This is a genomic window from Lentzea nigeriaca (assembly GCF_016907955.1).
Taxonomy (GTDB): domain Bacteria; phylum Actinomycetota; class Actinomycetes; order Mycobacteriales; family Pseudonocardiaceae; genus Lentzea; species Lentzea nigeriaca.
On sequence record NZ_JAFBCX010000001.1, the window covers coordinates 1,508,440 to 1,522,003 of the forward strand.

Genomic DNA, 13,564 nt, shown 5'->3' on the forward strand with positions numbered 1-13,564 from the left:
AGCGCGGCCGACATCGCACCGATTGTCAGGCTTTTCTTGAACACGCCGAATCTGCATCTCCCCGACCGTCTCATGTGGATTGTTGAGAGTGGAGCACGTGAATGGTCCGCAAGGGGCCATCGGGCCCCATGGCTGGTTCATGGCCGCGTTGTCCTGGGCAGTCCCAGGTGGACGCTCATCACAACGTGCCAGGACGGGTACACTCCGTTGCCACGTAACGATTTTTGCTTCCCGTCCGATTCTTCCTTCACCGGACCGGAAGGGGGCCGCAATGTCGCCGCGCCCTTGGCTGAGGACAGGCCTGCTCGCGTTGGTTCTACTCGCGCCGGCGATGGTGGTGGTGTCGCCCGCCGTCCAGGCGGCCACGCTGCCGCCGAACTTCCAGGACAGGGTGGTGCTGAGTGGGCTCAGCAACCCGATCGACATCGAGTTCGCCGCGGACGGCCGCGTGTTCGTGGCCCAGAAGAACGGTGTCATCAAGGTTTTCGACGACCTGAACGACACCACGCCGACGACGTTCGCCGACCTGTCCGCGAGCGTGCACGACTTCTGGGACCGCGGGATGCTCGGTCTCGCGCTGCACCCCGATTTCCCGGCGAATCCGTCCGTGTACGCGCTGTACGCCTACGACCCGAGCGGGCGGTGGGGCGACGGCTGTCCAACCCCGCCGGGTCCCACGACCGACGGTTGCCTGGTGTACGGGAGGCTGTCTCGGCTGACCGCGAGCGGCAACACCACGACCGGTGCGGAGCAGGTGCTGGTCCAGGACTGGTGCCAGCAGTACCCCAGCCACTCCATCGGCACGCTGCTGTTCGGCCGCGACGGCGCCCTGTACGCCAGCGGTGGAGACGGCGCGAGCTTCAACAACGTCGACTACGGTCAGTACGGCGCCAACTACTCCGGCGACCAGGCCAACCCGTGTGGTGATCCGCCAGGTGGCGTCGGCACCGCGCTCACGCCGCCGGACGCACAGGGCGGCGCGTTGCGCAGCCAAAGCATCCGCCGGCCCAATGGCCCCGTGACGCTGAACGGGACGGTGCTGCGCATCGACCCTGCTACGGGTGCGGGCCTGCCGGACAACCCGTTCGCGTCCTCGGCCGATACCAACGCGCGCCGTGTGATCGGCTACGGCCTGCGCAACCCGTTCCGGATGACCCAGCGGCCGGGCACCGACGAACTGTGGATCGGCGACGTCGGCTGGAACAACTGGGAGGAGATCAACCGGCTCACCACCAACCGCAACTTCGGCTGGCCATGTTATGAGGGTTCTGGGCCGCAGAGCGGTTACCAGAGCGCCGGTCTCACCTCGTGCTCGCAGCTGTACAACACGCCCGGATCGGTGGCGGCACCGTACTACGCCTACAGCCACAGCGCGTGCGTGGTGAACTACACCGGTTGCCGCACCGGCAGCTCGTCGATCACCGGCATCGCCTTCTACCGAGGCGGTTCCTACCCGGCGGAGTACAACGGCGCGCTGTTCTTCGGTGACCACAGCCGCAACGAGATCTGGGCGATGATGCCGGGCACCGACGGTCTTCCTGACCCCGCGCAGCGCCGGTGCTTCGTGTGCGCGGACTCCTCCGGCGCGGCAGCGGGACACCCGGTCGACCTGAAGATCGGGCCGAACGGTGACCTGTTCTACGCCGACATGGACAACGGCGCGATTCACCGGATCACCTACACCGCGGCGAACCAGGCGCCGACCGCGCGCATCAACGCCACCCCGACGAGCGGCAACGCACCGCTCACGGTGAACTTCAGTGGCACCGCGTCGACCGATCCCGAAGGCTCCCCGCTGACCTACAGCTGGGACCTCGACGGCGACGGTCTGTTCGGCGATGCCACGACGTCCACGGCGACCCACACGTTCACGTCATCGGGCAACTACGTTTCGTCGTTGCGTGTCACGGATCCGCAAGGCGCTGCCAACACGGCCACGGTCACGATCACCGTGGGCAACACCCCGCCCGCGCCGGTGATCGACACGCCGTCGAACGCGCTGCGCTGGAAGGTCGGTGATGTGATCGGCTTCTCCGGCCACGCGACCGACGTGCAGGACGGCACGGTGTCCACGTCGGGGCTCAGCTGGTCGCTGGTGCTGAACCACTGCTACAGCGCGAGCGACTGCCATGAGCACGTCGTCCAGACGTTCTCCGGTGTCGCGAGTGGACAGTTCGCGACACCCGACCACCAGTACCCGTCGTACCTGCAACTGCGTCTGACCGCGACGGACTCCGGCGGGCTCTCCACCACGACGAGTGTGCGGCTCGACCCGCAGACGGTGCTGCTCACGTTCAAGACCAACCCGGGCGGGCTCAAATTGTCCGGGTTCGGGTTCAACGAGGGCGCAACGGCGACGCCGTTCACCGCGACCGTGATCGTCGGATCCAGCAACTCCATCAGCGCACCTGCGTCCCAGGTCGTCAACCGCTCGACGTACTTCTTCTCCTCGTGGTCGGACGGCGGCGCGAAGGACCACACGCTGATCGCGCCCGCAGTCAACACCACCTACACCGCCTACTACCGGAAGCGATGATTGGTCATCTGTCCACTTCCCGACACCACGTGTGCTCGGCGGCCGGGTTGCTGATCCTTTCCACGGCGAGCCCGGCCGTCCGCCTGCCGTCCGCCTGCGGATCGCGCATGACAGTCGACACGCCGCGAACGACCGACAGTCCAGCGCCCTTGATTGGCGCTGACTGGTGCCGGTCACGCCGCTAACGGCGGGCTTCGTGATCAGTCAAGGTCTGGGTCCCAGAGGGCAACTTGAGGGCGAGGGCGACGATGGCGACCCAGATATGGTTGTGGGCGTAGCCGTGCAGGGGCAGGTTGGCCAGCCCGGTGGCCTTGGCGGCGCGCGGATGCGGTCCTCAGCGCGGGCGCGGCGGCGATGGCGTAGTTCCGGATCGGCGAAGTTCCGGATCGGCGAGCTACCCGCGGGGTGTGTCTGGGTGGAGGCGGTGGCCTGCGGCGAAGTTGACGGTCGACCCGTCGCCATCAGCGACAGCTACGACGGCACGCGCGGGTGTGGGATCTGACCACCGGGACGGCAGAGACACTCTGCCAGTAAAACGGCATCCGTGCCGTAGCCATCGGGCGCCACACGGAAATCGTCACGAGCATGGGATGGGACCGCGGTCAACCACCGGATCGAGCGATGCCCTACCTGACAGACTCTTGTGATAAGGGGTTCAACGGCCTGGATGGCAGCGACAACAGAGTTCTTGTGCTGTGTAGTCAGGTTCTCGACCTCGTTGAGGAGTGCTCGCGCCGAGCGCTGGCTGCAGGGATGGGCGTGCGTTGCCTGGTGGTGCGAGGCCCGAACGGCAGTATGTACGAGGCTGCCTCGTACGAGGTCTCAGATGTTCGCGACCAGTTCGGCAATGCAGCTGACTGGGGACAGAAGTCAGAGATTCGCCGAAAAATTGCAAAGCTGCTTGACGCCAGTCATGCGCGGATCGAATCCTTGAAGTCGCATACCGTTACCATGGCAAAGAGGACCCAATTGACCCTCAAGAGGTTTTCGCTACCTGGATTGCCTGTCAAGGGAGATTCTACGTTAGAGGTTTGAACGTGTGGGGCTCGCGCGAATACTTTGTTGAAGCGTGTGCTGCTTTGCTTGCCTAGGTTTCATCTGGTGCTACAGCTCCCCAGTCCTCCCGAGAGTGTGCGCGAGATGCCGATGTAGCGGCCATGACGCTTCGCGAAAGATTGGCGAGTTGTTCGTCCAGTTCAGCGTCGTGCGCGCGTCTGAGATCATTCTCGACCAGGCAGGCCATCGTGTCCGAGCAGCCAAGTACACCTCAAACTCACGCATCGGAATGTGCGCTGGAGCACCGCGCTCGGCAGCACGAGGAGGGCGCGTCGCGACGCCGATGACCGTTGGCCATGGCTACGAGGAAAACAGCGTCCAGTGCCCCTCGGAGACGACCTCGACGGTGTCGTCGGTCACTTTGATGGCCGTCTGGTCGTCGATGGCGTACGCGGGACCCGCGATTTCGGCTGCCCATCTTTCGGCAGTGGCCATGGTGTTGTCCGGCAGGAGACCCAGGTGCGGGAAGATCGAGAAGTCGACGACCCCGAGAGTGCTGTCACCCCCGTCGGGTGACGTCCACTCGACGAAGTCGTCACCGATGCGGGGAGTCATCACCATGCTCCCAGCGCTCAGCCCCACCCAGACGGTGTCCCGCAGCGAAGGCAGGAGGTCCGCCAGCCCGGACTGCCGCATCCAGTGGCACAGGTACATCGCATCGCCGCCGGCCGCCAGCAGGACGTCAGCCTCCCGCACCCACGGCACCCACCGCTCTTCGCCGACGCTGGGCAAAGCGGTCAGCTCCAGGACGCCCAGCGACTTCCACCCCAGGTCGCACAGGGGCAGCGGCGTCTGGCCGGTGATGAAGCGCCAGGCCGAGGCCGGCCCGCCCCAGGGGCTGCCGTACGTCGCCGTGGGAATGCACAAAGCATTGGAGTCGGCGATCGGCCTGCCCAGCAGGTCGACCAGCGCATCGCGGATGCTCGGGTTTGTGACGCCCGCGGACGTGAGAAGAAGCCTCACGCTTGCCTCCTGTACGTAGCCGTCCTGACGCTCCGTCAAGAGCGCCAGGAGATCGGGTGTATGAGAGACAGACCGGACACCACAGCGAAACTCATCGCCGTCGCGAGCCCCCAAGACCCGCACGCACATCGGCATGAGCGTGCGTTCGGAGCTACCAGATTCAGTCGTGTCGCCTGCTCCCGGAGGTACTAAGTGCTCACCTGTGCCGTGATCGCCGTAGGCGTCCGTTCAGAGCCGTTGACCTGCGGTTTGACGCAGTTGAGCGCGGCAACGCCGCCGTCCACGTGGTTGATTGGTCCGCACGGGATCCCGGCCGCGGACAGTTTCTTGAACCACTCGTCCGCCGGGCGCTCCTTGAGCTTGGCGACCAAGAATGGGCCCAGCTGATCGCGGTTGCGGTTGCGGGCCTCGTTGCCGGCGAAGCGGGGGTCCTCGGGCAGCTCGTCCAGGCCGAGTTCGGCGCAGAGTCTGCGGAACTGGCCGTCGTTGCCTGCGATGACGATGAGGTCCTTGTCCGCCGTGGGCAGTGGCTCGTAGGGGAACAGACTGGGGTGTGCGTTGCCCATCCGGTGGGGGACGACGTCGCCGGCCACGTAGGCAGAGGTGTGGTTCACCAGTCCGGACAGCGCTGAGGACAGGAGATTGACCTCCACGTGCTGCCCGGCCCCGGTCGCGTTGCGGTGGTTTAGGGCGGCCAGGATGCCGATGGCGGCGTGCATCCCCGTCATGACGTCGAACACCGAGATCCTTGCCGATACGGCGGGCCGTCCGCGTCTCCGGTCAGGCTCATCAGGCCTGATGCCGCCTGGATCAGCAGGTCGTAGCCGGCCAGGGACGCCCCACCCGCGGTGCCGAACCCGCTGATTGAGGCGTAGACCAGTCCCAGGTTGTCGGCGCTGACCGTGTCGTAGTCCAGGCCGAAGCGCGTCAGGCCGCCGGGCTTGAAGTTCTCGATCATGACGTCGGCGCGCGAGACCAGTTCCCTGGCCAGGCGCAGGTCCTCGGGGTTCTTGAGGTCCAGGGCGATGGACCGCTTGTTGCGGTTGATGCCGAGGTAATAGGTCGAGACCTCGTCCCGGACCGGCGGCACCCAGGTGCGCGTGTCGTCACCGGCGGGCGATTCCACCTTGATCACCTCGGCGCCCATGTCCCCGAGCAGCATGGTGGCGTACGGCCCGGCGAGGATGCGGGAGAAGTCGGCGATCAGCAGCCCGTCGAGGGCTCCAACTGTGTCGGTCATCTCGCGACACCCTTCAATATGTCCGTCATACGGACGACTGTCCGACAGCTTGGGTTCCTGATGCAGCCAGTGTCAACCACCCCTCCGCATGGAAGATATGCCGTCCGTCGCGTGAGGGCTGAAGCAACCGTTGTGTGGACGTGAATCCGTTGTACGGCAGGGGGGTTCTCCTGTTGCCGGAAACGGCCCGACCGTGCCGGAATCGGCTCGTTGCCGCCGACCGCCCCCTCCCGCCGTCGCCCCTGCAGACAAGGCATGACCTTGCAGCTCGATGCAATCATGCGTCAGAGTGTCCGCACTGCGGACGAAGGTCCGTAAGTTCGGTCGGACTAAGGAGGACTCATGGCCTTCGTGACGGAGGACAACATCACCAGCCTGGCCGTGAAGCGGTGGCCACCGCCCGCTCACCCCGGCTCGCCGAGCTGATGACCGCGCTGGTGCTGCACCTGCACGAATCCGCCAGAGAAGTCGGTCTCACCAGGGCCGCGCCCACCATCTGACCGGCCCCCAGGCGCTGAACGACGACGAAGTCGTGATCTGCCTGCCGGAATTTCTGGGTCGGCCCGGTCATGCATGTCATGCCGTCACGTGACGAAGCCGCATCGGGCCTGCGGGCAGCCGACTTGCCGGAGTTCCTGGTGGATCAGATCAAGAGCTTGTGGACATGCTTCGAGAGCGGACAGGCCACCGCTGTCTACGACGACATTCTCCGAGTGACTGGTCGTCCTGCGAACCGTCTGAGAAACGTCATCGAACGTCATCGCGACCTCTTGACGCGCTGATCAGTCCAGTGGGACTTCACCATTCCCGCTGCTCAGAGGCGTGGTTTCGAGACCAGCGAGCTGACGGGCCATCAAGGAACGGTTGGGCGAGGTCGCCCCGGCGCCGCCGGAGCTCTGGAGAGGGACGCTCAACGCGCACGTTTCGGCTGGTGCGGCAGCCCACACTGCCCCCGGAGACCTCCCCTGGACCCACCGATCTTGCAAAGAACTCGATCAAACCGTGTCTTGAAAGGCAGGAACGTTATGGCGACACTCGCAGTCATCGGCGCCGGACCAGGCCTGGGCCGCGCCATCGCCCAGCGTTTCGGTGCCGATGGTTTCGACATCGCGCTGGTCGCCCGGGACCCTGTGCGACTCGACGCGCTGGCGGCAGACCTTGGTGCAGGTGGCCTCACCGCCCGTGCCTACGCCGCCGACGTCACCGACCGGCGCGCCCTCGTATCCGCCCTGCAGCGGGTCGAAGCGGAGCTGGGAAGCATCGACGTCCTGGTGTTCAACCCCGCCAACCGGCTTCCTGCGCTGTCCATTGACGAGGTCACCCCCGAGGGCACGCTGCGAGAACTGGAGCAGAAGGTACTGGGAGCCGTCACTGCTGTCGGCGCCGTCCTTCCCGGGATGCGTCAGCGCGGCCATGGCTCCCTGCTCTTCACCGTGGGATCGTCGGCCCTCTATCCTGTTCCGGCAATCGGCGCCGTGGGCGTTGCGGCCTCCGGACTCCGCGCCTATGCCCTCTCTCTTCACCAGGCACTCGCAGCCGAAGGCATCACCGTCGGCCTGGCCGTGATCGACCTCTTCATCAAGCCAGGAGACGGGGAAGCCGATCCCGACTCCATCGCGGAGCGCATCCACCGGCTCCACGTGGACCGCAATCCTCCGGAGGTGAAGATCGGCAGCTTGCGGGATCCCGGGAACTCCGCCGCCACATGATCGCGGCCCCTGCACTTCGCGCGCGCAGCTGCAAGGCCGCCCGCGCTGCCCGGCAAGGCGAGCGCCAGCCGGCTGACGCCGGCGGCGGCGTCAGCTGCCAGGAGCAGGATTGGGCCGGGTGTGCCGCGTCGGTCGCAGACTGTCGGCCCGCTCGACATCGACGATCTGGAGAGCCATAGCCCCAGACCCGCGACGGCCTGGTTCTACCTTGACGCCCGTGACCCGGAGAGTTGGGGTCTACTCCCAACGACGCGGTGGCCGGGCGCCTGTCATTGGTCGGGTGTGTGGCCTGTGGTCGCGGGGGCGGCGGTGTCGAACGGCAGCCCGTCGAGGCAGGGGTCGTCGGGGTCGATGGCACGCAGGATGCGGCGGCTGCTGTCGCCTAGCTGGCGCTGCTGCGCCTTGGTGAGTGTGTCGAATACCAGCCGGCGGACTTCGGCGACGTGTCCGGGCGCGGTGGCGACCACCTTGTCCATGCCGGCGTCGGTGAGGATCGCCAGGGTGAAGCGCCCGTCGGCGGGGTCGGGTGTGCGGCGCACCCACCCGCGTTTCTCCAGCCGGGCGACGACCTGCGACAGCCGGGCCAGTGAGCCCTCGGCGAAAGCGGCGAGCACGCTCATCCGCAACGTGCGCTCGGGCGCCATCGACAGCCCGGCCAGGACCTGGTACTCGAAGTGGCTGATCTGCGCGTCGCGCTGCAGTTGGGCGTCGATGGCCGAGGACAGGCGGACGAGCATCGCAGCCAGCGTCAACCAGGTCTGCGACTGCTCGTCATCGAGCCAGCGCGGCTCCGCATGATCACTCATACCCTCCAGGATAACTTAACGCCTGAAGCGAATCGCATCCCTGAATCACTTGCACCTTGAAGTCAACTCGGGCTAGCGTTCACTCAACGCGTTAAGTCACCGAGTGGCCGGAGGGCCTTGTGAACATCGTTTTGTGGATCATCGCCGGCGTGCTCGCCGTCGCGTTCGCCGCCGCCGGCGCGATGAAGCTGACCCAGCCGAAGGAGCAGCTCGCCGCGTCCGGCATGGCCTGGACCGAGGACTTCAACCCCGGCACGGTCAAACTGGTCGGCGCTCTGGAAGTCCTCGCCGCGATCGGCCTGATCCTGCCCGCCGCGCTCGGCATCGCCCCGGTCCTGGTGCCACTCGCCGCGCTCGGCCTGGTCCTGGTCATGATCGGCGCAATCGTGACCCACGCCCGCCGCAAGGAAGCCCAGGTCATCGCCGTCAACGTGGTCCTGCTGCTGCTCGCCGCCGCAGTCGTCTGGGGCCGCTTCGGCCCGTACTCCTTTGGCTCCTGACCCGCTGGTCAACCTGTTCGGCCACACCATCGATGACGTCCCGCTCGCCGCTGTGCGTCGCGGCGGCAAGGTCTCCACCCTCACCCAGGCCCCCGACGCCGCCATCGCCGCCGGACAGGCCAAGGGCAAGACCGTCGTCACCCTCAACTGATCCACATCCGGGCGGGCGGGGCTCCGCAGCGGCCGAACCCCCGTACACCCCGCCTAGGCCCCGACGGCGCGCACACCCCGCGACCCCAGTCCGGGCCTCCGGCCAGCCGACGCCATTGACTGCCCTTCGACCACCCGAGGCGTTCCCATGACCAACCGCAGCATCCAGGACCTCTTCAACCCTGCCACCCCGGCCGGCGCCTACGACGCGCTGCTGACCCGTGTACTGCCCCAAGCCCGTGACCACCGCCGCTGGGAGCCGTCCGACGGACCCCTGCCGTCACTGTTCGTCAGCCACGGCGCCCCACCCACCCTCGACGACCCGCAATGGCTCGACGATCTGTTCACCTGGGGACAGTCCATCCCGAAACCCCGCGGCATCGTCATCGTCTCCGCCCATTGGGAAAACGCACCCGCCGCGCTGTCCGCCTCCGCCGCCGGCACCCCGCTCTACTACGACTTCGGCGGCTTCCACCCCCGCTACTACACCCTGCAATACGCCAGCCCGGACGCCACCGAACTCGCCCACCGCATCGCCGGCGCCATGCCCAGCACTGAAGGCGTACACCAGTTCACCAACCGCGGCCTTGACCACGGCGCCTTCATCCCGCTCATGGCCATGTACCCGGCGGCCGACGTCCCGGTCGTGCAACTGTCCATGCCCAGCCTCCACCCCCAAGCCCTGCTCAAGCTGGGCCGACGGCTGCGCGAGCTACGCGCGGAAGGCATCCTTGTCGTCGGCTCCGGCTTCATGACCCACAGCTTCGCCGTGATGCGCAAACCCGCCCTTGCCGGCTACACCGCCGCCTTCGATGCCTGGGCTGCCGACGCCATCAGCCGCGGCGACGTCGACACCCTCACCGACTACCGCACCAAAGCACCCGGCGCCGACATCGCCCACCCCACCGCCGACCACTATGTCCCGCTGCTGCTCACACTCGGCGCCGCCACCGACCTCAGCACCGCAACCTCGGCCATCGACGACATCCGATTCGGCAACTCGATCCGCTCCATCCAGGTCAACTGACCCCGGCAGCCCGTTCATTTCGCAGACCGCACTGTCGCGAACAGGGAGAATCGACTCAGCAATGGAGCCGGGCGGACACCTGGGCGAATCGGGCAAATGCTGGCGGTTGTCTTTGTCGTCTCGGGGCGGGCGGGCCATCCTTTCCCTTCGCCCCGAACAGACACGACTCGCCAGGGGACGGATGCTCGTGCGGTCAGGCGGTCGCTAGCGGGAGATCGAGGAGTCCGCCGACGCCGGCGAGGGTGAGATGGGTTTTTGTTTGGGGGGCAGTGCGGTGTAGTGGTCGGCCGGATGGATGCCGGTAGCCACCGCAATGGCGAGCACGTCGGCACGCCGGGCTATCGCCATCTCCAGTTCGGGATCGTCTCCGACGACGGCGAGGTCTCCCGGCGCGGTACGCAGCGCATTGCAGGCCGACCATGGGGGCTTGCCCACAACCTGTTCGGTGACACCGTAACGCTGCTGATCATGGCACAGATGGCGTGGGACGTGCCCAGTAGTCCCGTTCGAGACCTTCGCCCTGCCACTGCTGTGGTGGGTGAAGAAGCTTCCCTGCCTGGTCGTGCAGGACGCCGTCTGCTGTGGACATTCGGCTGGCTCGACAGCGCAGTGGGGCGGCATCTCCCTGGCACGGGACACCACCGACAGTCCTCAACGACAACCTGCCCCGCATCTGAGCCACTCGGTCAGAACTCGTGCAACGGCTTCTGTCCAACACCTGTGAACTTTGCGGCTCCAGCAATCAGGTCGAAGTGCACATGTCTGCGCATTCAAAGACCTCAATCCCAAGGAGCGCAAGCAACAACCCGAATGGGCCACGCGGGTGACCGCACACCACCGCAAGACCCTGCTCATCTGCCGCGCCTGCCACGAGAGCATCCACTACCACGGATGCCCGACCCGGCGACCACGACAAGCATCGGAGAACCGGATGCCACGGAAATCGGGCACGTCCGGTTCTGGAATGGGCCGTCGTAAAAGGCCCTGACAACAGGAACCCCGCTGGCGGCCTGCTTCACCGCATGGCCGGTTCTGAGGGGGCCGAGTCGCGGCAATGCGACCCGGCTACCCGACTCATGGGTTCCGGCCGCTGACTGACGTCAGGACTCGTGACCAACCGACGTCAGCTTTCACGGCCGAAACCAGCCGTACGAGGATCGCGGTTACTGAGTCCGTCTGGTGGCAGATCGAGACCGCTAAGACCATCGTGTTCACCGCCCCGCGCCACGCCCGCGCGTTCTTCGAGTCGCTAGCCGCCGACAACCTCGACATCGGCCGCCCGGACACCATGGAGATCATCTAACCGGCAGATCCGCTCCACCATCCACCGCGGCTACTTCAAGACCACCCCGGCCGGATCGGCAATTTCGTGCCGGCGCCGCTGGCCGAGGCAGGCCACGCCGTGCTGACTGATACCGGCCAGAACCCTCACGGCTCCGTGGCGTGAGCCCTGTTTTCTCAGCCGACGAGGCTCGTCAAGCCGGGCAGGGTGATGGTGTGCTGGGTGTGTTCCGCTTTGGCGTGCAGGTAGCGCAGGTTGTCCGGCGTGGCGTGCACGCTGGTCGGCACGGTCTCGGTGACGGTGACGCCCAGCTCGCGCAGTTGCCCGGCCTTGTCGGGGTTGTTGGTCAGGAGGTTCAGTTCGGTGATACCGAGGGCGGCCAGCATCTGGGCGGCGGCGGTGTAGTCACGCCCGTCCTCGGGCAGGCCGAGGGCGAGGTTGGCCTGGTAGGTGTCCAGGCCGGTGTCCTGCAGGGCGTACGCGTCGAGCTTGTTGTACAGACCGATGCCGCGCCCCTCCTGGCGCAGGTACAGCACCACGCCGCCCACCTCGTCGATGCGCTGCACCGCTTCACGCAGCTGAGGGCCGCAGTCACAGCGGGCCGAGCCGAACACATCCCCGGTGAGGCACTCCGAGTGCATGCGCACCAGTGAGGTACCGGTGGCCGTGTCGCCGAGGACGAGCGCGATGTGCTCGGCGCCGTCGACCAGTCCGTGGAAGGTGACGACCTCCGCGGAGACGCTGTACCCGTCGGCGAAACGCAGCGGGATCCGGACCCTGGTCCGCACGGTGGCGGTAGGGGTGCTGGTCGACATGACGACTCCCAGTCCTGTGTGGATAGTTCAAATTTTAATTCAAGATGTACGCTACGCTGGGGTTCAAATTTGAACAACGGACGGGACTGTGACATGGGTCGCCCACGGTGGCTGAGCAAGGAAGAGAAGCGTGCCTGGAACGCATTCATCACCGCGCATGCACTGCTCTTCCAGCGACTGGACCAGCAGCTCAAACGAGACATGGGCCTGTCGCACCTGCAGTACGAGATCCTCGCCCGGCTGTCGGATACCCCGGACCGGGAGCTCCGGATGAGCGAACTGGCCGACGCCGTGCAGAACTCGAAGAGCGGGCTGACCTACCAGATAGGACAGCTGGAACAGGTCGGTCTGGTTCGCAGGCGCAACTGCAGGAACGACGTGCGCGCCGTCTACGCCTGCCTCACCGACGAGGGCATGGCCCAGCTGGAACGAGCCGCGCCGGGCCACGTCGCCATGGTCCGCGAACTGTTCATCGACGCCATGACCCCAGACCAGCTCCGCGCCCTCGCCGACGGACTCGGGGAGGCGAACCGGCGTATGCGGGAGAGTGCGGCCGAATCGGCGGGCGCCAGCGGGCTCGAGGCCAGGTGACGCCCGCTCCGGCGCGGTGATCAGGCGTGCACGGAGGCCTGCGGCTTGTCCGCGAGCAGCACCTTCTGGAAGATCGGCACCGTTCGCGGGCACCACGACGTGCATCAGCACGAGGGTGACCACGCCCACCGGGCAGGCCGAACAGCGCCAGATCAGGCGGCAGTGACACGGCGACCACGATCGGCATCAGCTTGCGCAGCAAGGCGTTGGGCCTGCCACGTAGGGGGCCAGAACTCCGCACACATGCGCTGAGCTGTGGTGGTCTGGCTCTGCCGTTCTGACGGCATGATCGTGGGCATGGCGCTGCGACTGCTTTACCTCGTCTTGTCCGGCTACAGCGAGCCGTTTTCATCCTGAGCTGGATGCGTTGGCGGGCAAGGCTTCTTGCTGATCACAGGTTGATGAGCACCGGCACGGCGTCGCCAGGATGTGGCGACGAACGTCGCGGCCGGGCAGCTCTCGTTGCCGCAGAAGAATCGGCGCACGCGTAATCGCAGCATCACCGGCTGCCCTGAGGTTCCCCCGATAACTCGGCCACGGCGACGTCGGCCAGCCTGCGGTCATAGCGGCTGTGGACTCGGCGGAACTGGCTGCCACAGGACATGCAAGCACCGTCCTCCGCCTTGACACGCGCCCACATCAGCATGCCCGACGAGGCCCGCTCGACTACCACACCCGCCGGGTGCGGCAGGAGCACGTCCAACCACTGACGATCACACAACGACCATGATTACAAACGTTGCCACGCACACGGATCCGGGCACAGTCAGTTGATCACGCAATCATGGGCAGGGGGGACTGTAAAACGAGCGGTGTAACTCCCGATCATGGAAGTGCACCTGATGACCGACATGATGTCCGGCGTGGAGAACGCCGAGGACTCGAAGCC

12 protein-coding genes and 2 pseudogenes are annotated in these 13,564 nt (G+C 66.3%); 8 read left to right on the forward strand and 6 right to left on the reverse strand.

Going from position 1 to position 13,564, the window contains the following annotated elements; genetic code table 11:
- Window positions 1-271 precede the first annotated feature (271 nt).
- Window positions 272-2,536, forward strand: coding sequence for a PQQ-dependent sugar dehydrogenase (locus JOD27_RS06190; protein ID WP_204761074.1), 2,265 nt, complete (start codon window positions 272-274; stop codon window positions 2,534-2,536).
- Between the two features lie 205 nt (window positions 2,537-2,741).
- Here the strand turns inward: JOD27_RS06190 and JOD27_RS06195 are convergent.
- The 3 genes and pseudogenes from JOD27_RS06195 to JOD27_RS06205 form a co-directional block, all read right to left on the reverse strand.
- Window positions 2,742-2,911, reverse strand: a pseudogene (locus tag JOD27_RS06195) (IS1380 family transposase); the annotation flags it as partial.
- Between the two features lie 981 nt (window positions 2,912-3,892).
- Window positions 3,893-4,555 carry a Type 1 glutamine amidotransferase-like domain-containing protein gene (locus tag JOD27_RS06200; RefSeq protein ID WP_204761075.1) on the reverse strand — a complete coding sequence of 221 codons (663 nt, stop codon included), beginning with the start codon at window positions 4,553-4,555 and terminating at the stop codon, window positions 3,893-3,895.
- A gap of 266 nt (window positions 4,556-4,821) precedes the next feature.
- Window positions 4,822-5,795: pseudogene (locus tag JOD27_RS06205) on the reverse strand (CaiB/BaiF CoA transferase family protein); the annotation flags it as partial.
- A 389-nt stretch (window positions 5,796-6,184) separates the two neighbouring features.
- Here JOD27_RS06205 and JOD27_RS47120 point away from each other — a divergent pair.
- Together JOD27_RS47120 and JOD27_RS06210 are read left to right on the forward strand one after the other, a co-directional pair.
- Complete coding sequence (locus tag JOD27_RS47120; RefSeq protein ID WP_275591549.1) at window positions 6,185-6,295, forward strand: dioxygenase; 111 nt, start codon at window positions 6,185-6,187, stop codon at window positions 6,293-6,295.
- A 525-nt stretch (window positions 6,296-6,820) separates the two neighbouring features.
- Window positions 6,821-7,504, forward strand: a complete 684-nt coding sequence (locus tag JOD27_RS06210; RefSeq protein WP_204761076.1) for an SDR family NAD(P)-dependent oxidoreductase — start codon at window positions 6,821-6,823, stop codon at window positions 7,502-7,504.
- Between the two features lie 269 nt (window positions 7,505-7,773).
- Here JOD27_RS06210 and JOD27_RS06215 read toward each other — a convergent pair whose 3' ends face one another.
- Entirely contained in the window at window positions 7,774-8,310 is a 537-nt protein-coding gene (locus JOD27_RS06215) for a MarR family winged helix-turn-helix transcriptional regulator (protein ID WP_204761077.1), read from the reverse strand.
- 119 nt (window positions 8,311-8,429) lie between these two features.
- On the opposite strand from JOD27_RS06215, the gene JOD27_RS06220 reads away from it, so the two are divergent.
- The 3 genes from JOD27_RS06220 to JOD27_RS06230 all read left to right on the forward strand — a co-directional run bounded on the left by JOD27_RS06220 (window position 8,430) and on the right by JOD27_RS06230 (window position 9,987).
- Complete coding sequence (locus JOD27_RS06220) at window positions 8,430-8,810, forward strand: DoxX family protein (protein ID WP_204761078.1); 381 nt, start codon at window positions 8,430-8,432, stop codon at window positions 8,808-8,810.
- Window positions 8,800-8,961, forward strand: coding sequence for a hypothetical protein (locus JOD27_RS06225; RefSeq protein WP_239566339.1), 162 nt, complete (start codon window positions 8,800-8,802; stop codon window positions 8,959-8,961). The genes JOD27_RS06220 and JOD27_RS06225 overlap by 11 nt, the downstream gene beginning before the upstream one ends.
- Before the next feature lie 147 nt (window positions 8,962-9,108).
- Window positions 9,109-9,987, forward strand: a complete 879-nt coding sequence (locus JOD27_RS06230) for a DODA-type extradiol aromatic ring-opening family dioxygenase (protein WP_204761079.1) — start codon at window positions 9,109-9,111, stop codon at window positions 9,985-9,987.
- 204 nt (window positions 9,988-10,191) lie between these two features.
- On the opposite strand, the gene JOD27_RS46450 is transcribed toward JOD27_RS06230, so the two are convergent.
- Window positions 10,192-10,422 (reverse strand): HAD hydrolase-like protein, encoded by a 231-nt coding sequence (locus JOD27_RS46450; RefSeq protein WP_204761081.1) that lies wholly within the window; start codon window positions 10,420-10,422, stop codon window positions 10,192-10,194.
- 292 nt (window positions 10,423-10,714) lie between these two features.
- Between JOD27_RS46450 and JOD27_RS47125 the strand changes: the two genes are divergently transcribed.
- A complete protein-coding gene (locus JOD27_RS47125) occupies window positions 10,715-10,975 on the forward strand; it encodes an HNH endonuclease (protein ID WP_372441666.1) in 261 nt (86 codons plus the stop codon).
- 470 nt (window positions 10,976-11,445) lie between these two features.
- Here JOD27_RS47125 and JOD27_RS06240 read toward each other — a convergent pair whose 3' ends face one another.
- Entirely contained in the window at window positions 11,446-12,084 is a 639-nt protein-coding gene (locus JOD27_RS06240; protein ID WP_204761082.1) for a GTP cyclohydrolase II, read from the reverse strand.
- A 93-nt stretch (window positions 12,085-12,177) separates the two neighbouring features.
- Here JOD27_RS06240 and JOD27_RS06245 point away from each other — a divergent pair, with 93 nt between their 5' ends.
- Window positions 12,178-12,675 carry a MarR family winged helix-turn-helix transcriptional regulator gene (locus JOD27_RS06245; protein ID WP_204761083.1) on the forward strand — a complete coding sequence of 166 codons (498 nt, stop codon included), beginning with the start codon at window positions 12,178-12,180 and terminating at the stop codon, window positions 12,673-12,675.
- Window positions 12,676-13,564 lie beyond the last annotated feature (889 nt).